This is a genomic window from Streptomyces sp. URMC 124 (assembly GCF_051386455.1).
Taxonomy (GTDB): Bacteria; Actinomycetota; Actinomycetes; order Streptomycetales; family Streptomycetaceae; genus Streptomyces.
In genome coordinates this window covers 12909-39860 of the sequence record NZ_JBPQTS010000057.1, presented here as the reverse complement: position 1 = coordinate 39860, position 26952 = coordinate 12909, and the positions used below count along the sequence as shown (strand labels likewise).

The window sequence follows — 26952 nt, the reverse complement described above, 5'->3', positions numbered from 1 at the left end:
CACCAGCCCCCGGCACCGGGTGGCAGTGGGGGGTGAGGCGCACCCGGCGCCGGGGGCTGGTGGGTCAGGAGGCTCAGGAGGCTCAGGAGGTCCGGGCGGTCCGGGAGGGGCGTCGTCAGCAGGTGCGGCCGGTGTTGATGCAGTTCGCCGCCCTGGACATCAGGGCGTCCGGCATCACGTTGATGAAGTCGCCGTGGTCGGTGACGGGCTTGTGCAGCTGCTCGGGGAAGCTGTCCACGGCGAACGGCACGCCCGCCGGCACGTCGTAGGTGATGCGCTGCACCAGCTGGGGGATGGCGCGGAAGCCGCGCGGGCACGAGCCGTCCGCACGGGCGAAGGCCACGTGGGTGCGGTGGTTGGCGCTGTCCGTGCTGCGCCCGTCCCAGCAGTTCTGGAAGGCGAAGGTGCGCACGACGTCCGCACCGTTCGGGCAGACCGGGTATTTGTCCTTCAGCTGCCGGTTCTCGAAGCCGACGCAACTCCACGAGGCATTCGCGTTGGCCGTGCCGTTGGTGAGCGCTTTGGCGTCGCCGGTGATGATGCGGAGGAATCGCGGCATCGCGGTCACTTTCGTCACCGGACTCCCGCGGAACTGCAGGGTCACGGAGGCGGGCCGCAGGATGGTCCCCATGTTCCCGTCGTGCCCGCCGCCCGGCGCCTTGGCGTCCGGAGCGGCTTTTCCGTCCAGGACGCGCAGCACCGGCCAGTAGTGCGTCGACTTGTCCCCGTTGGTGCAGGTGGTCCCCGCCGCGGCGAGGCTCGCGTCGGTGGAAAAGGCATCCGTGGATTTGTTGCCCACGTAATCGTGCATGTGGTGGGCGCCGTTGCGCACGCCCGGTGTCACGATGACGTTGTCGGGGTTGAAGTGACCGTTTTCATTGCGACCGCACACGGTGGTGAACGTGCCGGTGGAGGCTCCGCGACCGGCGGCGGGGGTGCCCTTGGCGGCCGGGGCCTTCCTGATGTCGGCGAAGTCGGCGCGTGAGGGGCCGCCCGCCATGCCCCCGCTGCCGAGCCGGGAGCTCAGGGGGCGGGAGGAGTCGTCGGCCGCGGCCGTGCTGACCCGGCTGGTGCGGCAGCCGCTGAGGCCGGTGAGCGCGCCGGGCGACGTTGCGGCGGTGTCCGCAGCGCCCGCCGCGCGCAGGGAGTCGGAGATCCTGCCGATGGTCTCCGTGCGCTTGCGCTGCAGGTCGCCGAGGACGGCATCGGGCTTCGACTCCGTCATCTGCCCGTAGGCCTGCGCCACTTGGGCATCGAGCTGCGACAGCCCCTTGGAGACCTCGGTGCGGGCCGGTGCGGGCACGTCGCGCAGCCGGTCGCCGACGTCCGGGCAGGAGATGGTCGTCGCCGCGCCGGCGGACTGCGCCCCCGCGGCGTGGGAGGAGCCGCCGTCGTCGTGGCCGGCCGAGTCCCGGGAGGCGCCGGCCGAGGCGTAGTCGGCGACGATCGCCGTACCGCCTCCGCCGAGCAGCAGCGCCGCGGCCGCCACCACCGCCCGGGTCCTCAGTTTCGAGCGTTTATGGGCCTGTCGCATCATGTGGGGTCACTTCTTTTCGTTGTCGCCTGTGTGGGGGAAGTCGACGAGTCCGGTGTTCTCGAGGACGGTGATGTGGTCGAGGACGACGGTGTTGGCGCGTGTCGCCAGGGCCCGCACCGCCGCGTTGCCGGTGCGGTCGCGCACGAGGGCCACCAGGCCGAAGACCTTGCCGTGGGCGGCCCGCACGAGGTTGGCGAACGCCCGGTCGAACACCGCGCCGCGGGAGTCCTGCAACTGGTCGAGCCACCCCTGCTGTTCGGCGCTCGGACGCTCGGGCAGGCTCACGCCCAGGGAGCGCGCCGTGTCGACGGACCGCTGGTCGAGCTCGGTGTGGCCGTCCACCAGGTGGTCCCCGGCCATGTGCACGGCGTCCGTCGTCCCGCGCTCCCGGGCGAGCTTCCCCGCGGGCTTCTCCCAGAGCCCGGCCATCCGGACCCGCCGCACGAAGTCGCGGTCCAGCGCCGTCAGCGGCCCGGACGGCGTCTGCCGGGTCCCCTCCCCGTCGTCGGTCCACGAGGTGCGGGCCCCGGCCGCCGCAGGCCCCGCGCTGCCGAAGAGGTACACCGGCACCAGCAGCGCCAGCAGGGTCGCGGCGAGAGCGAACACGACGAGCCCGGTGCCGAGGGTCCGCCACGACACGGGCCGGCGCGCCGCCTGCAGGGAACCGACGGACCTCAGCGAACGCACGGACTGCAGGGAACGCACGGATCGAACGGAGCGCATGGGTCGCATGGGGCGCATGGCACCTTCTTCACTCACTCGTCTGCCTGGATCGCCCACGGACGCTAACCCCGTGGGAATCCCGGCGGACAAGCCTTCGCCCCCTCTGACAAACCCCCGCTCCCGGGCCCCGCACGCTGCTACCGTTCCGCGCGCGCACGCGCCCTACGGGACCCCGGTCCGGGGCGCGCCGCGCCTCACAGTTCGACGAGGGCCTGCACCGGCAGGTGGTCGCTGGGGAAGCGGCCGTCCTCGGCATGGGTGTTGATGCAGGCCCGCACGGTGCGCACCGACGGGGAGGCCAGGATCCAGTCGATGCGGTCCCCGTCCGGGACCAGCGGCCGGTAGCCGTGGAACGTCGCGTACTGCGGGCCGCGCTCGGCGGCGGTGTCCCAGGTGTCGGTCAGGGACCCGTCGCCGAGCAGCGCGTCGTAGACCGGATTGCCGTGGGCCGGGACGTTGAAGTCGCCGGTGACGATGCGCGGGAGGGCCGGGTCGAGGGCGCGCAGCCGCTCGCCGATCAGGGCCGCGCTGCGCTCCCGGGCGTACTGGTGGACGTGGTCGAGGTGCGTGTTGAGGACGTGGAAGCCGGCGCCGGTGTGCCGGTCGGTGAACCGGATCACGCTCGCCATGCGGACGATGGTGTTGCCCCAGGTGGCCGAGCCGATCAGGGCGGGCGTGCCGGACAGCCAGAAGTGGTCGTACTCCTCGGGCGTCAGCCGGAGCGTGTCGTAGAAGACCGCGCAGTACTCGTCGCGGCTGCCCCCGAGCCGGCCCAGCCCGATCCAGTCGTAACGGGGCCCGAGGTCCCCGGCGATGTCCCGCAGCTGCCGGTGCAGTCCTTCCTGGGTGCCCAGCACGTGCGGCCTCTCGCGGCGCAGCAGCCGCCGCATCACCGGGCGCCGCTCCGACCAGGGGTGCGGGCCGGTCTCGGAGGCGTACCGCAGGTTGAACGACATCACGCGCAGCCGGGGCGGGTGGGACGGCGGCGGAACCGGGGCGGGCATGGCGCCTCCTGGTCGGGAAGGTCCGCGAGGTCCAGGAGATCCTCCCGGCCGGACGGACAGGAGGCAAGGAGCGGAAGCGGACTTCGGGCGTGTTCCGGTGATCCGGGTCACTGAAGGGCCGGCGGGCCCGTCGGCAGGACGAGGATGGCACGGAGACGGCCGGCGGCTGCGAACGGGACCGGCCGGGACCGAAGGGAAGTGCGCTGTGCCGTACGCCGAGAGCGGGGACGGGGTCCGTATCGCCTACCAGACCGGCGGAGGGGGCTCCTCCGTGCTCGTCCTGCTGGCGGGCCAGGCCTGCAACCACCACTGGTGGGACGCCGTCCGGGACGACTTCCACGCCGCTCACCGCACCGTCACCTTCGACTACCGGGGCACCGGCGAGAGCGGCAAGCCCGACGAGCCGTACAGCATCGAGGGGTTCGCGCAGGACGTCATCGCGGTGCTGGACGACCTCGGTGCCGACCGGGCCCACGTCTACGGCACGTCCATGGGCGGCCGGGTCGCCCAGGTGCTGGCCGCCCGTCACCCGGAGCGGGTCCGCGCGCTGGTGCTGGGCTGTACGTCACCGGGCGGCCCGCACGCCGTCGAGCGCGGCAACGACGTCCGCAAAGCGCTGGCCGGGCCGGGGGCGGCGGCCCGGCGGGCGCTGGGCGAACTGATGTACACCCCGGCCTGGTTCGCGGCCCGCCCGGGACCCTTCCCCACGCTCGGCGACCCCGCCATGCCGGCCCACGCCCGGCGTCGGCACCTGGTGGCCAGCAACCGGCACGACGCGTGGGACGCGCTGCCGGGCGTCTGCGCGCCCACCTTGGTGGTGCACGGCAGCGACGACCTCCTCAACCCCGTGGCGAACGCGCACCTCCTGGCGGGCCGCATCCCCGGTGCCCGGCTGCACCTGATCCCCGGGGCGCGGCACGCCTATTTCGAGGAGTTCCGCACCACGGCGAGCCCGCTCGTCCTGGACTTCCTCGCGGAGCACGAGGCCGTGACGTGACGGGCCCGGCGCGGGCGCCGGTCAGGCCGGTGCGGCTTCGATGAGGTGGAAGGCGTTGGGCCGCGGCAGGGGAGTGATGGTGCCGAGCCGGAAGCCGCCCTGGGCGCACAGCGCGGCGAAGTCCTCCGCGGTGCGCTCCCGGCCGCCCACCGTGACCAGCATGTTGAGGTCGCTGAAGTAGGTCAGGTCGGTGCTCCCGGGGGGAACGACGGGCGGCAGGAGCGGCTCGACGATCAGGAGGGTTCCGCTGTCCGGGACGACCTTCCTGATGTGGCGCAGAATCGTCGCGCACTGCTCGTCGTTCCAGTCGTGGATCACGCTCTTGAGCAGGTAGAGGTCGCCGCCCGGGGGCGCCGAGGCGAAGAAGTCGCCGGCCTCCAGGGCGACGCGGTCGGTCAGGCCGTCGCGCGCGAGCCGCTCGGGCGCCTGGGCGAGACCCTCGGGGGAGTCGTAGAGGATGCCGCGCAGGTGCGGGTGCGCGCGCAGGATCGCGGAGAGCAGGGTGCCGTCGCCGCCGCCCACGTCGACCACGGTGGCGAAGCGGCCGAAGTCGTAGTGCTCGGGGAGGGCCGCGGCGGCGAGCTGCGTGGCCTGGCTCATGGCGGCGTTGAACCCGGCGGACAGCTCGGGCCGGTCCCGCAGGTAGCTGAAGAAGTCCGTGCCGAAGACGGTGTCGAAGGTCGGCGCTCCCGTCCGGATGCCTTCCTCCAGCACGTCCCAGCCGCGCTGCAGCGAGGGGTCGGTGAGCATCCGGGCCAGGGCGGTCAGCGTACCGGGGACGTCCGGGCGCAGCAGGTCGCCGGCCGCCGTCGTGGCGAAGGTCCCGGGCGCCGTCTCGGTGAGCAGCTGCAGGCCGGCCAGGGCGCGCAGCAGCCGGTGCGTGGCCTGCGGCTGGGTGCCGAGGTCGGCGGCGAGTCCGGCGGCCGTGCACGGCGTGTCGCCGATGCGTTCGAAGACGCCCAGCCGTACGGCGGCGCCCAGTGTCTGCGTGAACGTGTACCCGAAGAGCAACTGCACCAAGGCGTTGCGCTCGTCCCGGCCCGCGGGCTCCTGCCCGTCGTCGCTTGCTGTCGTGGTCATTGCGGCCCCTCCCGTCATGGCGCTCTCCTGCGCCCGTCAGCGGTGGTGCGTGCATGCCGGGGCCGACGGCGTGGAGCAGGCGGCCGGCCGGCATGCGACTTAGGCAACCCTAAGTTCCTGCCGGCCGGTGGGCAATGCTCAGGCGCGGTCGTCCGCGGCCGGCCGCAGGCCGAAGTGCACGGTCTTCGCCGTCAGCAGGAACAGGTCCGCGCGCCGGTCGATCCCCGCCGGGTCGGCCGGGTCGAGCAGCCGGTCCAGCACCGCCACGTCCCCGGCGTCCAGGGCCTCGCCGCACATCCTGCGCTGCCGTTCCAGGGACTGCCGCACCGAGCGCCGCGTCCCCTCGTCGAGCGGCGCGGGCCGGTCCACGAGGAAGGACTTGCTGCGCACCCCGACCAGGCCCGCCGCCCGCAGCATGGCGGGCCAGTCCTCGACCACGGCGACGGATCCGGGCAGCTCATCCCGCATCCGGCTGAACCGGTCCGCCATCGCCACGTCCAGCCGGGCCTGCAGGCCCGGCCGCCCGAAACCGAGGTCGCGCGGCAGCGAGCGCGCCCGCATCTCGCCCTCGACGACGGCCAGCACGCCCCCGGGGGCGAGCAGCCGGGCGAGCCGGTCCAGGGCGTCCTGCTGATCGCCGACGTGGTGCACCACCTGCGCCGACCACACCAGGTCCGCCGGCCCCAGGCCGTCGAGCCCCTCCGGGAACTGAGCGGCCCGCGTCCGCAGCCGGGCCCCGAGCCGGCCGGCCCGCTCCTCGGCCCGGGCCAGCAGCTCCGGCGCGCCGTCCACCGCGACGACCTCCGCCTGCGGGAACGCCTGCGCCAGGCGGCAGGCCGCGACGCCCGGGCCGCTGCCGACGTCCAGGATCCGCTGCGGCGCGCCCCCGGTCAGCAGGCGCAGCTCCTCGACGGCCTGCTGCACGTACGGGCTGTGCGCCTCGCCTTCGAGCTCCAGCATGTCGGCCAGTGCGGCCCAGTCGAAGTCGTTCACCGGTTGTGCTCCCTCGGCTCGTCGGCCGGCTCCGCGGCCGGCTCTTCCCTCTGGCGCAGACTGTGCGGCCGGACGGCGATCCTTGACAAACCTTGTTGCTGTTTCTGCAATAGAGCCATGGAAGAAGTGCTCGCCGCCGTCGGCCCGCGGCTCAAGCGCATCCGCCGGCAGCGTCAGTGCACTCTCGCCGCCTTGTCGGAGGCGACCGGCATCTCGGTCAGCACGCTGTCCCGGCTGGAGTCCGGGCAGCGCAAGCCGAGCCTGGAGCTGCTGCTGCCCATCGCGCACGCCCACCAGGTCCCGCTCGACGAGCTGGTCGGCGCGCCGCCCGTCGGCGATCCGCGCGTGCGGCTGAAGCCGTTCCGGCGCGGGGACTCCACGATGGTGCCGCTGACCCAGCAGCCGGGCGGGCTGCAGGCGTTCAAGATGGTCATGGGCGCCTCGCGCAGCAGTCCCGAGCTGCGGACCCACGAGGGCTACGAGTGGCTGTTCGTGCTCGGCGGCAGGCTGCGGCTGGTCCTCGCCGAGCACGACATCGTCCTCGGGGTGGGCGAGGCCGCCGAGTTCGACACCCGGGTGCCGCACTGGTTCGGCAGCACCGGGGAGGCGCCGGTGGAGATCCTCAGCCTGTTCGGGCCCCAGGGCGAGCGCATGCACGTCCGCGCCAAGCCGTCCGGCGGGGCCTGACGGCCGGCTCCGGCCGCCGGGCGAGCCCGGGCTGGACGTCTCCTCGAGCACGGGCCGTCAAGCTCCGGGCGCGGTGCCCCCGTTCCGGCCCTGACGTCCACCGCCGCGCGCCGGCGGTGCGCTGCCCCGCGCGCCCCGCCCCGTACCCCTTGGAGACCTCCCCGTGCGCTTCTTCGCCGACGTCACACCGCTGCGCCGCTCCGCGGACTTCCGCCGCCTGTGGTGCGGGAACACCGTGTCCTGGATGGGCCAGCAGATGACCGCGCTCGCGGTCTCCCTGCAGGTCTACGCGATCACCGGCTCCACGTTCTCGGTGGGCCTGGTCGGCCTGTGCTCCCTGATCCCGCTGATCGTCGCGGGCCTGTACGGCGGGGCCGTCGCCGACACCGTCGACCGCCGGGCCCTCGGCCTGGTCAGCGCGTCCGGCGCGGCGCTGCTCTCCGTCGTCCTGGCGGCCGCCGCACTGCTCGGGCTCCGGCAGGTGTGGCTGCTCTACGCGGTCGTCGCCCTGCAGTCGGTCTGCTTCGCGATGAGCACCCCGGCCCGCAGCTCGATGATCCCCAAACTCCTGCCCCGGGAACAGCTTCCCGCGGCCAACGCCCTGTCCTCCCTGACGACCAACCTCGGTCTCATGGGCGGCCCCGTGATCGGCGGCGCGGTCGTCGGCCTCTGGGGCTTCGAGGCCGCCTACCTGATCGACGTCGTCGCCTTCTCCGCCTCCCTGTACGCGATGTGGCGCCTGCCGTCGATGCGCCCCGAGCCGGCGGTGGTCACGGGGGCGGCCGGTCCGTCCGGCGGGGCGGCGGACCCGCGGCCGCAGGGGCGCGCCTCCGTCCGGGGCGGCCTGCGCTTCCTCGTCACCCGCCCCAACCTGCGCATCACGTTCCTCGCCGACCTGGCCGCCATGGTGCTGGCCCAGCCCCGGGCGCTGTTCCCGGCCATAGCCGGGCTCTGGTACGGCGGCGACACCAAGACCGTCGGCCTGCTCGTCGCCGCACCCGCGGTGGGAGCGGTGCTGGGCGGGCTGTTCTCCGGCTGGCTCGGCCGGATCCACCGGCACGGCCTCGCCGTGCTGCTCTCCGTCGCCGGCTGGGGAACGGCCGTCACCGTCTTCGGCCTGACCCGCAACCTCTGGCTCGGCCTGTTCTTCCTCGCCCTGGCCGGATGCGCCGACAGCATATCGGCGGTCTTCCGCACGACCATGCTCCAGGCGGCCACCCCCGACGACATGCGCGGCCGCCTCCAGGGCGTCTTCATCGTCGTGGTCGCGGGCGGGCCCCGGCTCGGCGACTTCCTCGCGGGGTCCGCCGCGGACCTCGCCTCCCCGTCCTGGGCTGTCGTCGGCGGCGGCCTCGCCTGCGTGGCCGCGATCGCGCTCATCGCGCTCCAGTGGCGCAACTTCGCCCGCTACGACGCGCGTTCCCCGCAGCCGTAGGCCCGGCTCGGTCGCAGACAGGTCGGCCCGGTCCGGCCAGGGGCTCGGGCCGGGCCAGGGGCCCGGCTCGTCCGGGCGCCCGGCTCAGCCGTGGAAGCGGCCGACCAGCAGGCTCCCGAGCGCCGTGCGCCGGTGCAGCACCGCCCGCCCCGCCCGGACCGTCGTGATCAGCCCCGCCTCCCGCAGCGCGGCGGCGTGGGCGGAGGCGGTGGCGTTGCTGACGCCCAGGCGCCGGGCGAGACCACCGGTGGTGTGCTCCCGGGCGAGCGTGAGCAGGACGTCCGTGCGGGTCCGGCCGAGCACCCCGGCCAGGGCGCCGTCCGCGTCCGCCGCCCCTCCCGCTCCGTCCGGCGCGAGGGGCAGGCCGGGGCCGGCCGGATAGGTCAGGCCCAGCGGACCGCCGGGCAGGTCGGCGAGGAGCGGGCGGCCGGTCCAGTGGAACGTGGGCAGGAGCAGCAGCCCGCGACCGCCCAGCCGCACCTCCCGCGCACCGGGAGCCTCGATCTCCCAGACGTCCCCGCGCAGCCGCGTGCCGGGGACGAGACCGGTGAGCGCGGCGCCGATCCCGTGCTCGGCCACGGCCAGGGCGTGCCGGGTGAACTCGGCCCGGTGCAGGTCCTGCACCACGGGCCACACGGGGCGCAGGACCGTCTCGAAGGCCGTGTGCTGGGCGCGGCGGATCAGCTGACGGGCACCGGCGTCCCCCCGGTGCAGCTCGTGGATCCACGGAGGCACGGGGGAGGGGTGGCCGGCGTACACGCGCTCGATCTCGGAGCGGATCAGCTCCGGGCGCGCCGCGGCCACGCTGTCGAGCGCCTCGTCGAGCGTGCCGGCGAACACGTCGAGGAAGGCCGGGGCCGCCCCGGCGGGCACCAGGTCGCCCAGCGGCTCGGTGGAGGCCGGCAGCGAGCGCAGCAGCCGCTGTCTCCAGCGGCCGAAGAGAAGCTGGTCGTCGCGCCGGAAAGCCGTCATGAACGCCGCGTTGAGCTCCTGCAGCGGTGCCGGGCGGGGCGCGAAGCGGACCCGTGCGAAGTCGGCGGCCGTGAAGTGGATCCGGATCACTACTCTCCCCGGCGGCGCGGCGCCATCGTTTCGGGCAGGGCCGAAGCGGTCGACCGCGATCCCCGCCGGGCGCCAGCATGCAGGCCTGCCCCCGCCATTCACGCAGGGGCCGCCGGACGGCACAAGGGCCGGCGTCACACGGACACAAGGGGAGAGAGCCGTGCATCGAGCGCAAGAGCAGGCTTCTGTGGTGAGCCGGCGGACCGTCACCAGGTCGGCCGTCGTGGCCGCCGCGGCGCTGCTGTTCCCGGGAGGCCCCGGCGGGGTCGGCGGGATCGGCGGGACGGGCGGTGCGGCCGCCCGGGCGCGGGCCGCGACCGGCGTCACCCTGCGGCTGCCCGCCCCGACCGGCCCCCACCGCACCGGGGTCACCACGCTCTACCTCGTCGACCGCTCGCGCACCGACCCGTGGGAGCCGGGGATTTCCGTCCGGGAGGTCATGGCCACGGTGTTCTACCCGGCCCGCACCGTCCGCGGATTCCCGCCGGCCCCGCAGATGACCGCGGGCGCCGCCGGGTCCTTCGCGCTGTACGGGCACCGGATCCACCCGGAGCTGCCGGAAGCGGGCGTCGACTGGCGGGCCACCGCCACCCACTCGCACACGGGCGCCCCCGCGCAGGCCGGGCAGCGGCGGCCGGTGCTGCTGTACAGCCCCGGCGGCGGAGACGCGCGCACCATGGGCACCGCGCTCGCCGAGGAACTGGCCGGCCACGGCTACGTGGTGGTGACCGTCGACCACCCCGGCGACGCCAGTGAGGTGGAGTTCCCGTGTGCCCTGGCCGGACGGGACGAGGTGCGCCCGACGGCCCTGCGCGACGACGCCAGGAAGGACCCCCGCCTCTTCCGCACCCTGATCGACACCCGTATCGCGGACATCCGCTTCGTCCTCGACCGGCTGGGGGAGCTGGCGGCCGGGCGGAACCCGGACGCGGCGGGGCGCCCCCTGCCGGAGGGCCTCGGCCGCGCCCTGGACCTGCGGCGAGCCGGCGCCTACGGGCACTCGGCCGGCGGCACCACCGCGGCGGAGGCGATGTACGAGGACCGGCGCCTGCGCGCAGCGGTCAATCTGGAGGGCTACCTGGACCACGCGCCCGAGGCGCCCGGCCGGGCGGGGGAGTTGTACCCCGTCGCCCGCTACGGCTCCGACCGGCCGCTGCTCCTGCTGGGCACGGACGGCTTCCGCGACCGGCAGGGGCTGGAGGCCTCCTGGCGGGCGGTGCTCGCCCGCTCGGGCGGGCGCGCCCTCCGCCGGCGGCTCGACGGCGCCGCGCACGGGGTGTTCACCGACTACGCCGCGCTGGCGCCCCAGTTGCAGACCGCCGGGCTGATGACCGCGGCTGCCCGGGACGCGCTGGTGGGCCCCTGCGGTCCGACGCGGTCGGTGCCGGCGGTGCGCCGCCACGTGCTCTCCTTCTTCGCCCGGCACCTGCCGGTGCGCTGAACGGGCGGGGCCCGCAAGGTCACGGCATCCCGTGCCGGCCGGCGGACGGCGGGCCGCCGCCGAACGAGGCCAGCGCGTGGACCAGTTCCACCCGGGAGCGGACCCCGAGCGCGGCGAAGACGTTGCGCAGGTGGTGGTCGACGGTGCGGTGGCTCAGCGCGAGGAGGGCGGCCACCTCGCGGTTGGTACGGCCCTCGGCCACGTGCCGCGCCACCCGCAGCTGCTGCGGCGTGAGACAGGCCGGATGGCGGGGCCGGGGGACACCGGCCGGCTCCGCCTCACCGGCCGCACGCATCTCCTCGCGGGCGCGCTCGGCCCACACGTCGGCTCCGCACGCCTCGAACAGCAGCATGGCGCCGCGCAGGTGCCCGCGGGCGTCGGCGGGCCGCCGCAGCCGCCGCAGCGCCATGCCGAACGCCAGCTTCGTACGGGCCTGGGAGAACTCGGAGCCGACCCGCTCCGCGAGCGCCAGCGCCCGGCCGAAGCCCGCGTCCGCGGTGGCCGGGTCCGCGGTGGCGGACAGCACGGCGCGGCAGTGCAGGGCCGCGGCCCGCGCCCGCTGGTCGCCGCTGGCCGCCGCCCACTCCTCCAGGGTCCGCAGGATCAGCAGGGCCCGGCGGCAGGCGCCCTTGCGCGCCGGGGCGGGGAGCCCGGCGACGGTCAGGGCGACGGCCTCCACGAAGGAGGGGACGACGCGCAGCCGCCAGGCGAAGTGATGCGTTCCCGACTCGCCCAGGACGAGAGGGCGCAGCCGCTCGACGGCCTCCCGCGGCTGCTGGTGCGCGAGGTCCAGCCCGCCCAGGCTCCACGCCGCCAGCAGTGCGGGCACCGCCAGGCCGTGGGCCTGCGCCGTGCCGAGGGCCCACCGGGCGTGGTCGCGGCAGGCGGCGGTGTCGCCGCGGACGGCCGCGGTCATGGCGAGCGTGCCGTGCAGTTGAGCGGCGGCGTTGGGCCGGCCGGCGGCGAGCGCGGCCTCCAGGCCCCGCTCCGCGTGGGACGCGGCACGCGCGTGGTTGTCGGCGACGAGTTCCACGAGCGCGAGGAGTCCGAGGAGTTCCGGCGCCGTCCGCTGCGGTGCCGCGGCGCGGGCCAGGGCCCGGGTGGCCAGGTCCCGGGCGTGCGAGACCTCGCCCAGCATGAGGGCCGAGCGGCACGCGTGGACGAGCGTGTCCGTACGGCCGTCCGCCGCCGGCACCCCGCCGGACGCCGCGCGCAGCAGCGGGACGGACAGCGCGTGGTCGCCGCGCAGGGCCGCGCCGATGCCCCGGTAGTAGTCGCGCACGACCGGGGGCGCCGCGGCGTGGCCGCCGATGCGCTCAGCTGCCACCGCGTATCCGCTGCGGTCGCCGGCCGTCCAGCTGGCTTCCGCGGAGTGCAGGAGCGCGGCGAGTTCCTCGTCCGTGCGGTTCGCGTGCCGGAACAGCGCGGCGGCGAGGCGCAGGGCTTCGCGCGCGTTGATCACTTCACCGGCGCGCAAGGACCGCAGGCCGCGGGCGGACTCCTGTCGTCCGCGGGCGGCGGAGGCGGCCTTCTGGCGGACGGACAGCGTGCGCAGGACCGCGGCGCGCCGCGAGAGCCCGGCCAGCCGGGCGTGGTCCGCGGCCGATGCGAGGAGCCGGTCGCGCGCGCCGTCCTCCGCCGTGCGCCCGGCGGCCCGCAGGAGGACGGAGGAGCACCGGGCGTGCAGGCGCCGCGCGGTGCCCGCCCTGCCGGCGGGCGGACGGGGGCGGGAGCGAGGAGCACGTACGGCCTGGGAGTCGCGCACGGTGGCTCCTCGTCGTCGGGGTGGGGAAATGGGGCGCGTTGCCAGCAAGTTACCCACAAGTAAAACCACCCGGTAGGTGATTTCGCCGATGCGTGGCCCCCGGATGCGGACGCATGCTCTCCGCACCCGCTCGGCAAGCCCGATCCCCGGAGGACCCGTATGCGAAAGATCAGCCGTGCCCTGGCCCTGACGGCAGCCGTGGCCGCCGTCCTGACCACCGGGCCGGTGGCCGCCGGCACCGCCGAGGCCGCCCCCGCACGCACCCCCGTCGTGTTCGTCCACGGCTATCTCAGCGACGCCGTGATCTGGGACTCGGCGCGCACCGCCTTCCGCAGCGCCGGCTACGGGGACGGTGAACTCTTCTCGTACACCTACGACTTCTTCGCCTCGAACGAAGCCAGCGCACGCGGGCTCGCCGGCTTCGTCGCGAAGGTGAAGAAGGACACCGGGGCGCAGCAGGTCGACATCGTGAACCACTCCATGGGCGGCATGGTCTCCCTCTGGTACGCCAAGGAACTGGGCGGCGCCGCGGACATCAAGCACATGGCGTCGCTGGCGGGGAGCAACCACGGCACGTACACCGCCGGACTGTGCACCGTGGTCTCCGCCTCCTGCCGGGAGATGACGCCCGGCTCCGACTTCCTCCGCAGACTCGCGTCCGGCGACGAGACGCCCGGAGCCGTCGACTACCGCACGTGGTACTCGCCGTGCGACGGGGTGATCAACCCGTTCACGAGCACGGCCCTCAGCGGCGCGGTCAACACCCTGGTCCCGTGCGTGACGCACATGGGGTTCCTGACCGACAACGGGCTGCTGTCCCAGGTGGCGTCCTTCCTCAAGGCGTGACCCCGCCGGGCTCGTAGTTGGTCAGGACGCAGCCGTCCACCATCGCCTTCTCGGAGCGGTAGCCCTGCGGGGTGACGAAGCCGGGCGTGCACTCGAGGCGGAAGAACTGCTGCTGGTACAGCCCGAACCGGGAAGAGGCGTTGTTGGTCTCGACGGCGACGTTCCCTCCGAGCATCAGCACGCTCTTGGTCGCCCTCGTCCGGCCGCCGTTCTCCTGGATCTCCTTGAGCCGGACGGCCTTGGCGCGCGACTGCAGGACGGCCATGTCGTCGACCTTGTCGAGCCAGACCAGCCCGTGGGCGCGCTGTGCTCCCGCGGGCTGCCCGCACAGGCCGCGCTCGCCGATTCCCCATCCGGCCGCGTCCCCGTCGACGAAGGGCTGGTAGTCGATGGACCGGATGGCGACGGTGTCCGGATCCGTGGAGAAACGCGTGCAGTCGACGCTGGACCCGATCAGCTTCCTCAGCTCGGCGAGGCTGCCGGCGCTCGGCAGGCCGGGGATCGCCGGCGGCGCCGGCTGCCCGCCCTGCGCGCCGCCGGGCTCCGGGCCCCCGGCGTCCGCGCCGTCCGCCGTGTGCACGAAGTCGCTCAGCACGCACTGGTCGGCGAGGGCCTTCTCCTTCTTGCGGCCCTCCGGCACGCCGAACGTCGGATTGCACGTCAGGACGCGCATGCCGGACTTCGCGAGCGCCCGGGCGGTCTTGACCGAGGTCGGCTCCGCCACGAAGTCCTTGCCGACGAAGACGCGGCTGTAGAGGCCGTACTCCGGCTTGCCGGCGGCGATCCGGTCCATGACCTGCAGGCGGTAGGCCTCCTGGAACTTCTTCATGTCCGGTGTCAGGAAGATGCCGATCGCACCGTTCTCGCGCAGGTCGCTGCACACCCCGAGCTCGGCCACGGACTCGCCCACGGTCTTGACGCTGCTCGACCGCAGGCGCACGTCCTCCCGTCCGCCCGTCGCGAGGTTCTCGCAGGAGGCGTACTGGCGGAGGTACTTCTGCGCGTCGGCCGTCGAACCGGCCGACGGCGGTGCCGCCTGCGGGGCGGGGGCACCCGGCCGCGCGGGGGTCGTGACGCCGCCGGCCCGGCCGGGCTCCGGCTTGTCGTCGCACGCGGTGACCGCGGAGAGGGCGATGAGGGTCGCCGCGGCCGCGGCGAGGGTCTGCTTGATGCGCATGCGGGGCTTTCGTCGGTGGGAAGGAACGGCACTCCCGGCACGGGTGTGGCATGCGCATGCTAGTCAGCTGCCCGACCCGCTCGCGTACGGGCCCGCAAACGCCCGGCGGGGGGGGGGGGGGGGGGGGGGGGGGTGTGCGGGAGGTGACACCCTCCCGCACACCCCCGCCGCAAGGGGAGTTACGTGTCTACGCCATGCTCTGCACGACGGGGGCGCCTTCCGCCGCGGGGGCCGTCAGCCCCGGGACGCCGTCACTGCCGGGGCCGGCCGGGTCTCCTGCGGCCGGGGCGGGGCCGGCTTCGCGGGCCGGCGTACGAGGGCGAGGGCCACCAGGCCGCCCAGGAGGCCCAGCGCTCCGGAGACCAGGAACGTCTGCCGCAGGCCGGCCGCGAAGGCCTCGTGCACCAGCTGCCCGATCAGATCCCGCTGCGCGGGGCCCGCCTGGGCGACGACCGCCGCGGCCTGGCCCCCCGCCAGCGCATCGGCCGTCGCCGACGGGTCGGCGACCACCCCGTCCCCGTGGTCGCGGAGCGCGCCCGCCAGCCCGGCGTGGAAGACGACGCCCAGGACGGCGATGCCCAGCGCGTTCCCCAGCTGGCGCGCGGTGTTGACGGCGCCGCTGGCCATCCCGGCGCGCTCCGGCGCCACGGAGCCCATCGCCGCGGACGCCAGCATGGGCGTGGCGATGCCGACGCCGGCACCGGTCACCGCGAGACCCGGCACGAGGGCGGTCCACGTGGCGTCCGCGTCCACAGTGGCCTGCAAGAACGCGCCCGCACCGATCAGCAGCAGACCGCCGCCGATGGTCCAGCGCGGCGAGACGTCGTGCAGGAAGCGCCCGGCCAGCGACGCGACGACGAACGCGGCCGCGCTCATCGGCAGGCAGGCCAGGCCCGCGGCGACCGGCCCCATGCCGCGGACGGACTGCAGCCACAGCGAGGTGTAGGCGAGGTACGAGAACGCGGCGACGGACAACAGGACCGCGGCCGCCATCAGGCCGGAGAACGACGCCCGGCGGAACAGCGCGAGATCCAGCAGCGGCTGCTCGCGGCGCGTCTCGATCAGCACGAAGGCGACGAGCGCGGCCGCGGCGAGACCGAACAGCCCCAGGGTCGCGGCCGACGTCCAGCCGTAGTCGTTGCCCTTGATCAGCGCGTACGTCGCGCCGCCCGCCGCCACGGTGAACGCGGCCAGCCCGGGCAGGTCCACGCCGTGCCCCCGGCGGGGCGGCGACGCGGCGACGAACCGCAGCGTCATGGCGACGGCCAGGACGCTGATGGGCAGGTTCACGAAGAAGATCCAGCGCCAGTCGAGGTGTTCCGTCAGCAGACCGCCCATGATCGGCCCGGCGGCCGAGGCGGCTCCGCTGACCGCGCCCCAGGCGCCGAACGCCACGCCCCGGTCCCTGCCGTGGTAGATGCTGCTGATCAGTGCCGTGGTCGTCGCGAGCATCGCGGCCCCGCCGACGCCCTGGACGCCGCGGAAGACGATCAGGGCCTGCGGGCCGGTCGCCAGGCCGCAGGCCAGCGAGGCCAGGGCGAACAGCGCGAGGCCCGCCACGTAGACCTGCCGGTGCCCGATGCGGTCGGCGAGGGAACCGACGCCCAGCAGCAGCGCGGCGAGCGCGAGCGCGTAGACGTCCATCACCCACTGCAGGTCCGCGAACGAGGTGCGCAGGCTCCCGGCCATGTCGGGGAGCGCCACGACGACGATGGTCACGTCCACGAGCAGCATGAACGTCCCCAGGCACACCGCCACGAGCGGCAGCCACTTACGCATTTCGAAACCTCCGGAGGGTGAGAACCGACGAGGCTCGAAGGTCGCACCGGCTGGCTGTTTCGCAGAACCCAGGCCCGTGTCCGTGGCGGAATCCCATGAGGAGCAGGCCGTGGAATGATGGAAAGCATGATGGATGACGGTCGGATGTTCGATCCCCTCGACCGGCAGCTCGTGCACGCGCTGATGATCGACGGCCGGGCCGCCTTCAGCCGCATCGCCGCCGTCCTCGGCGTCACGGACCAGACGGTGATCCGCCGCTACCGCAGGCTGCGCGGCGCGGGACTGCTGCGGGTGCTCGGTCTGCCCGAGGGCGAGCGCGTGGGCCTGTACGAATCGCGGCTGCGCATCCAGTGCGTCCCGGGGGCGGCCGTCGACATCGCCGAGGCGCTGGCGCGCCGCCCGGACACGGGATGGGTCAAGATCTACTCGGGCGGCACCGAGGTGGGCTGCCTCGTCAGCTCGCGCACGCGCGAGGACCACGAAGCCCTCCTGCTGCGGAAGCTGCCGCGCACCCGGCAGGTCACGGGCGTCACGGCGCAGACCATGTTGCACGAGTACACCGGCGGCACGGACCGCTGGTTCGGCAAGGACGGGCTGACCGCGGAGCAGGTCGCGGCGCTGGACCCGGCGCCGGGCGGCGCGCGGCGCGCGGACGCGGACGCCGACGAGGACGAGGACGACGTCATCAGGCTCGAGGACGCCGACCACGCGATGCTGGCCGTGCTCGCCCGGGACGGCCGGGCGGGCTATCCCGAGCTCGCGGCGGCGGCCGGCCGCTCGGAGTCGACGGTCCGGCGCCGCATCGAGTACCTGCGGGGGAAGGGCGCGATCTCCTTCGATGTCGAGATCCACTCCGTCCACCTCGGCTACCCGATCGAGGCCGGGATCTCCGCGACGGTCGCGCCGAGCGAGCTGGCGGCGGTGGGGCGGACGCTCGCCCGCCACCCCCAGGTGCCGTTCGCCGCGGCGGTGACCGGTGCGGCCAACCTCGCCGCGACGGTGCTCTGCCGCGATCAGCGCGATCTGTACCGGTACATGACCGAGGGCATCGGCGCGCTGACGGCCGTGCACCTCCTGGAGGTCCTCCCGGTGCTCCGGCAGGTCAAGAGGGCGGGGCTGCTGAGCGACGGCAACAGGCTCTTCGACGCCCCGTGAGGCCGCGCCTCGTGGGGCGGACGTCCCCTGCGAGGTGCTGCCGACGGTCCCGGTCCAGGGGTAGACCGGGACCGCCGGGGGGTGTCCGAGGGGAGCGGATCACCCGAACGGAACGCGCAGGGCCGATGAGGAGGGTCTCGTCCCTGGTGTTCGCCACCTTGGCACCCGGGCGCTCACCGTCGTGAGCGCTGCAGGCCCAGGTGCCACACGTAGTAAATATATTTACTGCCCGGTAAGCAAGGGTATGAAAATTTTCATTCGAGCCGGAGCCCGGTCCGGACGTGAAAGTCCCGGTATGGATGCGGGTCGGCGGCCCCGCGGGACACGGATCGCAGGGGGTCGTCAGTCGTCGAGGAAGAAGTCGTGCTGCTCCGCCGCCTGCTCGTACTTCTCCAGCCGCGTCTGCGTGCGCTCGGGATCGGCGTCGGCCATGGCCTGGAGGATCGCCGCGGACAGCACCCCCGGCGCCGCGTACGAGTCGAAGACCAGGCGCGAGCCGGTGCCGGCGGTCAGCGCCACGTCGGCCTCCTCCACCAGCGGCCCCAGGCTCGCGTCCGTGATCAGCGCGACGCGCAGCCCCGTGCTGCGGGCGGCGCGCATCGCCGCGAGCATCTCCTTGGAGTGCCGCGGCATCGCGAACGCCAGCACCCACGTGCCGCCCGCCTCGCGCGACTGGAGCAGGGCGTCGTAGGCGACGCTGCCGCCGCGCGACACCAGGCGCACGTCCGGGTGGATCCGCTTCGCCGCGTACGCGAAGTACTCCGCCAGCGAGACGGAGATCCGCAGGCCGAGGATGGTCAGCGGGACCGACCGGGCGAGCTCGCCGCCGATCTCGAGGATCCGGTCGGTGTCCGTGAACGCGCGGCGCAGGCCCTCCAGGTTCTCGATCTCGGCGTCGACCGCCGCCTGCAGTTCGTTGCGGCGGTCCTCCTCCCGCGCGCCCGGGGAGCCGGCGACCGCGCTCAGGGCGATCGGCTGCAGGGCCTCCCGGAGCGCGGGATATCCGCTGAAGCCCAGGGAGACGGCGAAGCGGGTCACCGACGGCTGGCTCACGCCCACGCGGTCCGCGAGATCGGTGATCGACAGGAACGCGGCCTCGGTGAGGTGGTCGGTGATGTACTGCGCGATGCGCCGCTGCCCGGGGGACAGCCGGTGGCCGCCGAAGAGGGCGCGGACCTTCTCCGTGGGAAGGGGCTCCGGGGCGCGGGTCCGCTGCCCGGGCCCGCCCGGCTTTCCCGGTGTGATCGCGGACGCCTGAGCGCGTGCCTGCTGCCCTGATGGCACCGGTGTGCCTCCTTCCCGTCCCACGGCGCTCAACATAGCTCAAGCGCCGTGGGGGCGGGCGGGGCCGTCAGCGGGAGCCGAACCTCACGCTGGCGAAGCGGAGGCTGTGCGGCGCGTCCTTGCCGGGGGAGAGGCGGAGCGCCCCCTTCTTGCAGGTCCTGTCGGTGAAGAGGGTCGCCGGGACGGCCGTGCCGTTGTGCGCACCGCGGGCCTCGTCGCTCATCGTCAGGCACCGGCCGTCGGGCGGGTTCTGGACGTAGAACGGGGCGCCTTTGGGTCCCGTCCAGGAGAACCATCCCTTGGCGGCGAACGCCGCCCCCGTGGGCACGGCCAGGGCGAGAGCGCATCCGGCGAGGGCGACGAGCGCGGGGCGGATGAAGCGCATCACTGATCCTTCCATTCGATTGCAGAGGAATGCACAGGAAATGCACGAAATGTCTTCACCCAGTGAACGACGCCGGGCGCCGATCGACACGCACGGTTCCGGCGGCGCCCGTGAGGCCGCCCCGGGATCACGGCAGGAGCTGGAACGTCTCGGAGAAGACGCGGACGCCGTAGGCGCACAGGCCGATCGCGCCGAGGAACGCGCCCGTCGCCGCCGCCGGCCCGCCGCGTCTGCGCCGGGCGACGGCCGCCGCGCCGCCGAGGAGCGCCCCCGCCGCGGGCGCTCCCACGATGACGGCGCCGAACCGGGCCGATCCGGCGCCGGTCCCGGGGTGCCGGACGGACTGCAGCTCCAGCACCCAGAGCCCGATGGCGGGCGTCAGGAAGAGCAGCGTGAGCACCAGCATGGCCACCACGTACGGGGCCCGGTCCTCCGCCCCGGCCTCCGCAGGTCCCTCGTGAGCATCCGTCATGACGTCAACCTTGGGCAGGGACGTCGCGGGAGCGCATCCGTGCTCGTACTCAGTTGCGAACGCGCGCAGCGGGGCTCAGGTGCTCAGGTCGTCGTCGTGCCGGACGACGCACAGCCCCCAGATGACGAAGGCGCACAGCGCGATGACCACGAGTGACCACAGCGGGTAGTACGGGATGGACAGGAAGTTGACGATCAGCAGCAGCGCCGCGATGATCACGCCGAGAATCCTGGCCCACAGGCTCACCTTGAACAGCCCGACGCCCACCATGAGCGCCGCGACGCCGAGGAGCAGGTGGATCCAGCCCCAGCCCGCCAGGCTGAATTTGAAGACGTAGTCCGGTGTGGTGACGAAGACGTCGTCATGGACGATGGCCATGATCCCCCGGAAGAGATCGACGAAGCCCGCGATCAGCATCATGACGGCCGCGAACAAGGTCAGACCACTGGCGGCGGCCTGAGATCCCTTCGAGCGTGGATCGAAGGTGGATGACATGGGACGACCTCCCTCGTCCGGGATGACGGCCCGTGCGGTGGCGGACCCTCGATTCCATGGTTTCCCTTCCCCTCGCCGCTGTCCATGCGAACGGGCCCCGCCCCGCCGGGCGCGGATTCCCCCTGGTCAGCCCACCTGCGAAAGTCATGTAATATTCATGTCGCGCGCCGCTAGCTCAGTTGGTTAGAGCAGCTGACTCTTAATCAGCGGGTCCGGGGTTCGAGTCCCTGGCGGCGCACAGTGAAATCCCCCGCCGAATCACCGGCGGGGGATTTCTTTTACCTGCGCTCGTCACGGAATGCGCTCCCCGGGGCGCTTTCCGTGACGATTGCGCAATTCGACACCCGCCGGGCGCCCGCCCACGATGGAAAGGTGCCCTCACGAGACGAAGGCGCGACCCTCCGCCTCGCCCTGCTCGGCGGATTCCGTCTGGCCGCGGGCGACGGCCCCGTGCACATCCCCGCGGGATCCGAGCGCCTCGTGGCCTACGTGGCCCTGCGCCCCGGCGCGGTGGCCCGCAGCGCTGTCGCGGAGAACCTGTGGCCCGACGTCTGCGGGCCCCGCGCGCACGCGGCCCTGCGGTCGGCCCTCAACCGCCTCCGCGGCGCGGGCTGCTGCCGGGTCCTCGCCATCGGCTCCGCGGAACTCGCCCTCGCCGAAGGCGTCGCGGTCGACCTCCACGGGCTCCGCTCCCTCGCCCGGGACGTCCTGGACGAGGCGGAGCACCCCGGTGCACCCGGCCTCGGCACCCGGGAGATCGAGGGCCTCTCCCAGGACCTGCTGCCCGGCTGGTGCGACGAGTGGGCCCTGCGCGAAGCGGAGGAGTGGCGGCAACTCCGGCTGCACGCCCTCGAGGCGCTCGCGCACCGCTTCGCCGGGGCGCGGCGCTTCGCCCACGCCGTGGCGGCCGCCGGGGCGGCCGTCCGCGCCGACCCCCTGCGGGAGAGCGCCCGCGCCGCCCTGATCACCGCCCACCTGGCCGAGGGCAACCAGTCCGAGGCGCTCCGCGAGTTCGGGCAGTACCGGGCGCTCCTGCGGAGCGAGCTCGGTCTGAACCCGACGCCGGGGCTGCTCGGCCTCGTGGCCGGCCTGCACCCGGCCGCACCCGCCGTCGACGGGCACCAACGCCGCCGTCACGTCACGGTGACGGCACGCCGCCCATGATGGACGGAACGACGGAATGCGCTCACCCCATGGGCTACGTCATCAAGCACCCCAAGGACAAGGTCGTACCCCGGAAGGCTCCGTTCCTGGTCCGGCCGCGGCGCTCCGTGCGGCACGCGGCCGACGTCGTCGGCCGCTGCGAACGCACCCTGCGGGTCCGGCTGGCCGCCCGCGGCAAGGTCGCACCGCCCCAGCGGTGGCGGATGCGGCGCTCACTCCTGCAGCGGCTCTCCTACGCGGCCGTTCCGCTCCTCCTCGCCTGGGTCGGCTTCGGCATCTACGCCCTCGTGGCCGGCGCCTCCTCCCCGGTGGAGCGGTGGTGCCGGGCCAGGGGCGACGGCTGTGCGGTGGTCTACGGGTTCCTGGCCCCGTTCCTGAGCCTCGGTCTGGCCACCTTCTGCTTCCTGGTTCTGACGTACACCTCGGTGCGCAGACCCCTGACCCGGGCGGCCGGGAAGGACCCGCGCAGCATCGTGCCGACGGCCGGGCCGGTCGTCGGCGACGTGGTCGGGCGGAGGGAGATGTGCCTGATCATCGCCCGGGGGCTGCGCGACCGGCGCACCCGGCGGCCGTACCTGCTGGTCGGCGGTGTGGGGGCGGGGAAGACGTCGGTCCTCGTCCAGCTCACGCGGATCCTCGCCGAGAAGGGCGCCGTGCCCGTCCCGGTCAGGCTGCGTGACGCCGACATGAACGGCGGCCGGCTCGACTTCCGCGACGTGGCGATGAAGCGCTTCAGCGAGGTGGTCGACCGCGACGTGCTCTCCGCGCGGCACAGCGAACGGGTCTGGCGCCAGCTGTGCATGGACGACAAGGCCGTCGTCCTCGCCGACGGCCTGGAGGAGACGTTCTCCGCCGGTGACGACCAGAAGGAGCGGGACGTGGTCATCCGCCGGGCGATCGAGCGGGCGGCCGAGCAGAAGCTCCCGCTGGTGATCGCCTCCCGGCCCCACGCGCCGCTGGAGCACACCCGGGCCGCGACCGTCGACCTGGAGCCGCTGAGCGAGGAGGCGGCGCTCGAATACCTGCAAGAGGGCCACCCGGATCTGGACGCGCACCGCATGGACTGGATCGTCGAGACGGCGGCCGTGGCCGACTCCCCGCTGTACCTGCAGATCGCGCGCGAGCTGCGCGAACACCACCTCCTGGAACATCTGACCGGTGCCAAGCGCTGGGCGGAGCTGGACACCCGCAAGAGCGACCGGACGGCCCTGCAGAAGCGCCTGCTCGACGCGTGGCGCAGCGCGCTGACCGCCGGGCGGATCCACGGCGAAATCGCGCTGGACCCCGGACAGCGCCGGATGATCATCGAGGTCATCTCCGCGCTCGCCGCGATCGGGCTGCTGCACGACCAGCTGGAGGTCCGGATCAGCGATCTGCGGAAGGAGCCCCACCGGGACGTCCGGGAAAGGCTCCTGCAGCGGCTCGGCGAGGAGTGCTGCGAAGAGACCGGCGCGACCCGGCAACGCGCGCTCCTGGCGCTGTGCGCCACGCAGGGGGAGCAGCTGGGCCTGGTCGAGACGCGAGGGGAGAGGATCCGCTTCCAGCACAGCATCCTCCAGGCGTACCTCGGCTCCCGCTACCTCGGGGCCAGGAATTACGGCCTGCTGCCCGCGGCCCTCAAGGAGCCCGGCCCGGGCCGGGAGCTCCTCATCGGGCTGACCCTGAACTCCCGCTGCCCCGGCGCGGCCGGACAGAGCACCGTGGTCCGCCATCTCCTCGAAGCGGCGAAGGACCGCAAGGACGCCAAGGCCCTCGACATGTACGCCACCGCCCTGGAAATCGACCGGATCGCAGGAGCCGGCGACCACGCGCGCATCGCCGAGACGCTCGCCCGCCGCTGGACCGCCTTCACCGCGGCCGACCGCAGGACGATCGAGGAGGCGAAGGGACGGCTCGTGCACCGCTTCGGCGAGGTCCTGCGGGCGATCGGCGCGGCGGAGGCCGACGAGCACGATCCCGCCCACGGCGCGTCCCCGGCCTACGCCTCGTTCTTCGAGATCGCCACCGCCGAGCCCTCCTACCCGCTCCAGCTGGCCGTCGCGCAGGAGATGGGCGCCGGCGGCGACCGGGCCTTCGAGACCCTGCGCACCATGTTCCCCCTGCCCAAGCCGGGCGCGCCGGCGCGGGACGACCCCTGGGTGCAATACGAGACGGCGTTCCGCGAGCAACTGCAGACCGAGCACCGGACCCGGGAGATCTTCCTCGGGCTGCGGCCCGGTGACGAGCAGTACGCGGAGTACGAGAAGAGGGTCAAGGGGGCGGGCGAACAGCGGCTGCGGATCTGGCGGCGGTTCGTCATGAGGGCCTGGCTCGTCCCGATGGTGGTCGGCTCGGTGAGCGAGAAGCACAGGGAGCAGGCGAAGGAGCGGCTCGGCCTCTGGCTCGCGCACCTGGAGCCCCGGCACACCCGTCCGCACGGCGCGGACCTGCCGCTCTCGCTGGAGATCGCCCTCGCCCAGGGGTTCAAGAGCGCGGCCAACCGCAGGGAACGGCACCCGCAGACCAACGAGGAGGCCCGCAGGTTCCTCGTCACCCAGGCGGAGAACATGCTGGCCCACGCCCGCTACTGGTACGCGCAGATGACCCTCATCCACGCCCTGTGCCTGTGGGAGCTGCCGGACCGCATGGGACTCTCCCCGCAGGACGGCTCCGGCGGGTCCCGCCCGGCGAGGAGGGAGGACCCCACCCAAGTGGTGCGGCGCTGGCTGGCCCTGGCCGGCAGCAACCAGGACCCGCGCGCCCTGCACCCCGGTGACCGGACCCGCAAGGGCGACCGGCTGCACCCCTTCGTCGCCGAAGCCGCCGGCCTCGCGGTGCTCGCCCTGGAGAGCGGACACCCGGAGCGGTTCGTGTGGATCGACGAGATCGGGGCCGCGAGCAAGGTCGGTTCCTCCGCCGCCGATCCCGGGGCCTACCGCAAGCACAGCCTCTGGATTCCGCCGTCGGCGGGCTGGAGCACCCTCCATCCGCGCGCCCAGCAGCTCCTGGCCGACGTCTTCCTGCTGCGCAACCTCACCGAACGGGACGGCCAGCAGCCGGCCGAGCTGGAGGAGCGCCTGGAGCGTGCGGACCGCACCGTCCTGCCCCCGTGCTTCGTCAAGGACCGCCACCCGCTGTGCCCCCGGCGGACCGTGGGCACGGCCGGGGAAGCGCCGCCCGGCAGCACCTGCCTGCGCGACTGCCCCTTCGAACTGTGCCCCTACCCCGCCATGGGCGCGCAGCCGCGGGCCGAGGTGCGGGAGATCTTCTGCCGGCAGCAGCAGGCGCTCCTGCGTCGCTACCGCTGGTGGAGCTGGATCAATCCGTGGGCCTGGGTGCGGCGCAAGAGGGCGCCGTGGCAGGGCATGACGGCACGCGAACTGCGCACGTTCTGGGAGGACATGGCGGACCGGTCACGGACGCCGTCCTGCTGACCCCGGCCCGTGCCCTCGGCGGCCCCCGCCCCGCGGGCCGCGCCTCAGTCCCGCTCCGGCGCGCGCAGCACGAGCAGGGCCAGGTCGTCGTGGCCGTCGCTGGGGCGGGCCTCGGCCACGGCCCGGCCGAGGACGTCGAGCGGGGATCCCGCGTGGGCCGACGCGACGGCGGCGATCGCGCACAGCCCCTGGTCCAGCCCGTGGCCGGGGTGCTCCACCAGGCCGTCGGTGAACATCAGCACGGTGGCCCCCGCGGGCAGCACGTACCGGTGGTCGTGGCGGGCGAAGCGGGCGTCCACCCCGATCGGCACGTCCGGCTCGGCGTCGAGGAAGCGCGTGCCGCCGTCCGCGGTCACCACCAGCGGCGGGGGGTGACCCGCGCTGCTCCAGACCAGGGACCAGCCGTCCGCGCAGGGTGCCAGGCGCACCAGGCACGCCGTCGCCATCGTGGGCTCGGCGACCGCCTCGAGCGTACGGTCCAGTCGGCTGAGCAGTTCGCTCGGGAGCGCGTCCGAGTCGAAGGCCAGGGCGCGCAGCATGTTGCGGATCTGGGCCATGGCGGCGGCGGCGCGCACGTCGTGGCCGAGCACGTCCCCGACGATCACCACGCGGGTGTCGTCGGGCAGCACCAGGGCGTCGTACCAGTCGCCGCCGAGGAGGGCGGGGTCCGCGGCCGGCTGGTACGTCGCCCAGGCGTCGAAGGGGGAGAGGTCCGGCAGGCTCGGCAGGAGCAGCCGCTGGAACTGCTCCGCGCCGGCGCGCACGCGCCCGTAGAGCCGGGCGTTCTCGATGGCGACGCCGGCGGCGCCCGCCAGCGCGACCACCACGGACTCGTCGTCGGCGTCGAAGGAGCCGCCCTGCCGGTCGGCGAGGTAGAGGTTGCCGTAGACCTTGCCGCGCACGGTGATGGCGACGCCGAGCAGCGAGCGCATCGGGGGGTGCCCCGGCGGGAACTGGGCGGCCTGGGGGTGGTCGGCGATGGCGTCCACGCGCAGGGGGCGGGGGTCGGTGATGAGCAGCCCGAGCAGTCCCTCGCCGTGGGGGAGGGCCACGCCCGTCAAGCGGTCCTCCTCCTCGCCGTGCAGGCCGACGGGGATGAACTCGGCGAGTCCGGTGCCCTCCTCGTCGAGCACGCCGAGGGCCCCGTAGCGCGCCCCGACCAGTTCCATCGCGGTCGCGACGATGCGGCGGAGCACCACGGGGAGCTCCAGCTCCCCGCTGATCGTCAGTATCGCCTCCAGTAAGCCCCGCATCCGCTCCTGGGCCCGGGCGAACTCGGCCAGTTGCCCGCCGAGCCGGTCGAGGTCCGCGTCGAGGCCCGGCCTCCGGCGCGGGAGGCCGTGCGGGGGACGGTCGTCATGATCTGTCTCACTGGCTGCCACCGGCCACAGGCTAGTGACTCGGCGTCCCCTGCGGGGCGAATACCCGCATGTCAGCACCGGGCCCGGCAGGGCGTTCCCGGCGGGCCCGCGACGGGCGTCGGCGGAGGTCAGCGGGCCCGGCCGACCTTCACAGGGCCGCGACGGTCTCCTGGTGGGCGTAGCTGAAACCGTCCTCGTCGAAGTAGAAGACCGTGACCTTCACCCGGTCGCCCTTGGCGAAGTGCGAGCCGGTGGCGGGGCGCAGCGTGACGCGGGCGGCGTGGTCGGCGTAGTCGCAGACGAGCTTGTCCGCCTTGATCGTGCCGGCGGCGATCGACTGGTCGTGCCCCGTCCCGCCGGTCTTCGCCGCGTTGGCCACGAGCTGGTGCTTCATGCCGGTGTCGCAGGAGTAGGTGACGTTCACCTGCAGCCCGGGCTCCTGCAGCGCGACCTTGCCGATCGCCAGGACGTTGGCCTTGGCGGCCGCGGACGGAGCGGTGGCGAGGGCGCCCGCGCCGACCAGGAGCGCGACGGCCGCGGCGCCGCCGAGGCGGCGCGCGGAACGGGACGACTTCATCGAAAGATTCCTTCCCCCGGAACGTCCCCGGGCCCCGACCGGGCCGCCCGTCGGGACAGTTGTTCGTACGAGGTCACGGATCCTACGTGATCATCTCCACCCGCAGGGGTGGAATTCAGG

Annotated in this window: 23 protein-coding genes and 1 tRNA gene; 9 read left to right on the top strand and 15 right to left on the bottom strand. The window is 74.1% G+C overall.

Annotated elements, in window-relative coordinates; genetic code table 11:
• Positions 1-115: 115 nt before the first annotated feature.
• The 3 genes from ACSNOG_RS14670 to ACSNOG_RS14660 all read right to left on the bottom strand — a co-directional run bounded on the left by ACSNOG_RS14670 (position 116) and on the right by ACSNOG_RS14660 (position 3264).
• Positions 116-1537, bottom strand: a complete 1422-nt coding sequence (locus tag ACSNOG_RS14670) for a DUF1996 domain-containing protein (RefSeq protein WP_436753078.1) — start codon at positions 1535-1537, stop codon at positions 116-118.
• Between the two features lie 6 nt (positions 1538-1543).
• A complete protein-coding gene (locus tag ACSNOG_RS14665) occupies positions 1544-2242 on the bottom strand; it encodes a DUF4142 domain-containing protein (protein ID WP_436753077.1) in 699 nt (232 codons plus the stop codon).
• A gap of 212 nt (positions 2243-2454) precedes the next feature.
• Positions 2455-3264: an endonuclease/exonuclease/phosphatase family protein gene (locus ACSNOG_RS14660; protein ID WP_436753076.1), complete on the bottom strand. Its 810-nt coding sequence runs from the start codon at positions 3262-3264 to the stop codon at positions 2455-2457.
• A 205-nt stretch (positions 3265-3469) separates the two neighbouring features.
• Here ACSNOG_RS14660 and ACSNOG_RS14655 point away from each other — a divergent pair, with 205 nt between their 5' ends.
• Positions 3470-4261 (top strand): alpha/beta fold hydrolase, encoded by a 792-nt coding sequence (locus tag ACSNOG_RS14655; protein WP_436753075.1) that lies wholly within the window; start codon positions 3470-3472, stop codon positions 4259-4261.
• A 21-nt stretch (positions 4262-4282) separates the two neighbouring features.
• On the opposite strand, the gene ACSNOG_RS14650 is transcribed toward ACSNOG_RS14655, so the two are convergent.
• On the bottom strand, positions 4283-5341 hold the full coding sequence (locus ACSNOG_RS14650; protein WP_436753074.1) for a methyltransferase: 1059 nt from the start codon (positions 5339-5341) through the stop codon (positions 4283-4285).
• A 138-nt stretch (positions 5342-5479) separates the two neighbouring features.
• Positions 5480-6334, bottom strand: coding sequence for a class I SAM-dependent methyltransferase (locus ACSNOG_RS14645; protein WP_436753073.1), 855 nt, complete (start codon positions 6332-6334; stop codon positions 5480-5482).
• Positions 6335-6451: 117 nt separating this feature from the next.
• On the opposite strand from ACSNOG_RS14645, the gene ACSNOG_RS14640 reads away from it, so the two are divergent.
• Entirely contained in the window at positions 6452-7021 is a 570-nt protein-coding gene (locus ACSNOG_RS14640; RefSeq protein ID WP_436753072.1) for a helix-turn-helix domain-containing protein, read from the top strand.
• A 121-nt stretch (positions 7022-7142) separates the two neighbouring features.
• Positions 7143-8456 (top strand): MFS transporter, encoded by a 1314-nt coding sequence (locus ACSNOG_RS14635; protein ID WP_436753080.1) that lies wholly within the window; start codon positions 7143-7145, stop codon positions 8454-8456.
• Between the two features lie 84 nt (positions 8457-8540).
• Here ACSNOG_RS14635 and ACSNOG_RS14630 read toward each other — a convergent pair whose 3' ends face one another.
• Positions 8541-9518, bottom strand: coding sequence for a helix-turn-helix domain-containing protein (locus tag ACSNOG_RS14630; protein WP_436753071.1), 978 nt, complete (start codon positions 9516-9518; stop codon positions 8541-8543).
• A 190-nt stretch (positions 9519-9708) separates the two neighbouring features.
• On the opposite strand from ACSNOG_RS14630, the gene ACSNOG_RS14625 reads away from it, so the two are divergent.
• The gene (locus tag ACSNOG_RS14625; RefSeq protein WP_436753070.1) at positions 9709-10959 is read left to right on the top strand and encodes an alpha/beta hydrolase family protein; all 1251 of its coding nucleotides are present in this window, start codon (positions 9709-9711) and stop codon (positions 10957-10959) included.
• 19 nt (positions 10960-10978) lie between these two features.
• Here the strand turns inward: ACSNOG_RS14625 and ACSNOG_RS14620 are convergent, their stop codons facing one another.
• Entirely contained in the window at positions 10979-12724 is a 1746-nt protein-coding gene (locus tag ACSNOG_RS14620; protein WP_436753069.1) for a LuxR C-terminal-related transcriptional regulator, read from the bottom strand.
• A gap of 159 nt (positions 12725-12883) precedes the next feature.
• Here ACSNOG_RS14620 and ACSNOG_RS14615 point away from each other — a divergent pair, with 159 nt between their 5' ends.
• Entirely contained in the window at positions 12884-13570 is a 687-nt protein-coding gene (locus ACSNOG_RS14615; RefSeq protein ID WP_436753068.1) for an esterase/lipase family protein, read from the top strand.
• On the opposite strand, the gene ACSNOG_RS14610 is transcribed toward ACSNOG_RS14615, so the two are convergent.
• Together ACSNOG_RS14610 and ACSNOG_RS14605 are read right to left on the bottom strand one after the other, a co-directional pair.
• Positions 13560-14747 carry a hypothetical protein gene (locus tag ACSNOG_RS14610; protein WP_436753067.1) on the bottom strand — a complete coding sequence of 396 codons (1188 nt, stop codon included), beginning with the start codon at positions 14745-14747 and terminating at the stop codon, positions 13560-13562. The genes ACSNOG_RS14615 and ACSNOG_RS14610 overlap by 11 nt on opposite strands.
• A 234-nt stretch (positions 14748-14981) precedes the next feature.
• Positions 14982-16526, bottom strand: a complete 1545-nt coding sequence (locus tag ACSNOG_RS14605; protein WP_436753066.1) for an MFS transporter — start codon at positions 16524-16526, stop codon at positions 14982-14984.
• Between the two features lie 126 nt (positions 16527-16652).
• Between ACSNOG_RS14605 and ACSNOG_RS14600 the strand changes: the two genes are divergently transcribed.
• Entirely contained in the window at positions 16653-17681 is a 1029-nt protein-coding gene (locus ACSNOG_RS14600; RefSeq protein ID WP_436753065.1) for an Lrp/AsnC family transcriptional regulator, read from the top strand.
• A gap of 342 nt (positions 17682-18023) precedes the next feature.
• On the opposite strand, the gene ACSNOG_RS14595 is transcribed toward ACSNOG_RS14600, so the two are convergent.
• The 4 genes from ACSNOG_RS14595 to ACSNOG_RS14580 form a co-directional block, all read right to left on the bottom strand.
• A complete protein-coding gene (locus tag ACSNOG_RS14595; protein ID WP_436753064.1) occupies positions 18024-18965 on the bottom strand; it encodes a MurR/RpiR family transcriptional regulator in 942 nt (313 codons plus the stop codon).
• A gap of 67 nt (positions 18966-19032) precedes the next feature.
• Positions 19033-19350, bottom strand: a complete 318-nt coding sequence (locus ACSNOG_RS14590) for a hypothetical protein (RefSeq protein WP_436753063.1) — start codon at positions 19348-19350, stop codon at positions 19033-19035.
• A gap of 127 nt (positions 19351-19477) precedes the next feature.
• Positions 19478-19822, bottom strand: coding sequence for a hypothetical protein (locus ACSNOG_RS14585; protein WP_436753062.1), 345 nt, complete (start codon positions 19820-19822; stop codon positions 19478-19480).
• Positions 19823-19897: 75 nt separating this feature from the next.
• Positions 19898-20317, bottom strand: a complete 420-nt coding sequence (locus tag ACSNOG_RS14580; RefSeq protein WP_436753061.1) for a DUF7144 family membrane protein — start codon at positions 20315-20317, stop codon at positions 19898-19900.
• A 164-nt stretch (positions 20318-20481) separates the two neighbouring features.
• Here ACSNOG_RS14580 and ACSNOG_RS14575 point away from each other — a divergent pair.
• The 3 genes from ACSNOG_RS14575 to ACSNOG_RS14565 all read left to right on the top strand — a co-directional run bounded on the left by ACSNOG_RS14575 (position 20482) and on the right by ACSNOG_RS14565 (position 24894).
• Positions 20482-20555 (top strand) — tRNA-Lys (locus ACSNOG_RS14575).
• A gap of 134 nt (positions 20556-20689) precedes the next feature.
• Positions 20690-21481 carry an AfsR/SARP family transcriptional regulator gene (locus ACSNOG_RS14570; protein ID WP_436753060.1) on the top strand — a complete coding sequence of 264 codons (792 nt, stop codon included), beginning with the start codon at positions 20690-20692 and terminating at the stop codon, positions 21479-21481.
• Positions 21482-21510: 29 nt separating this feature from the next.
• A complete protein-coding gene (locus ACSNOG_RS14565; RefSeq protein ID WP_436753059.1) occupies positions 21511-24894 on the top strand; it encodes an ATP-binding protein in 3384 nt (1127 codons plus the stop codon).
• 44 nt (positions 24895-24938) lie between these two features.
• On the opposite strand, the gene ACSNOG_RS14560 is transcribed toward ACSNOG_RS14565, so the two are convergent.
• Complete coding sequence (locus ACSNOG_RS14560; protein WP_436753058.1) at positions 24939-26276, bottom strand: PP2C family protein-serine/threonine phosphatase; 1338 nt, start codon at positions 26274-26276, stop codon at positions 24939-24941.
• A gap of 127 nt (positions 26277-26403) precedes the next feature.
• Complete coding sequence (locus ACSNOG_RS14555; RefSeq protein WP_436753057.1) at positions 26404-26832, bottom strand: hypothetical protein; 429 nt, start codon at positions 26830-26832, stop codon at positions 26404-26406.
• Positions 26833-26952 lie beyond the last annotated feature (120 nt).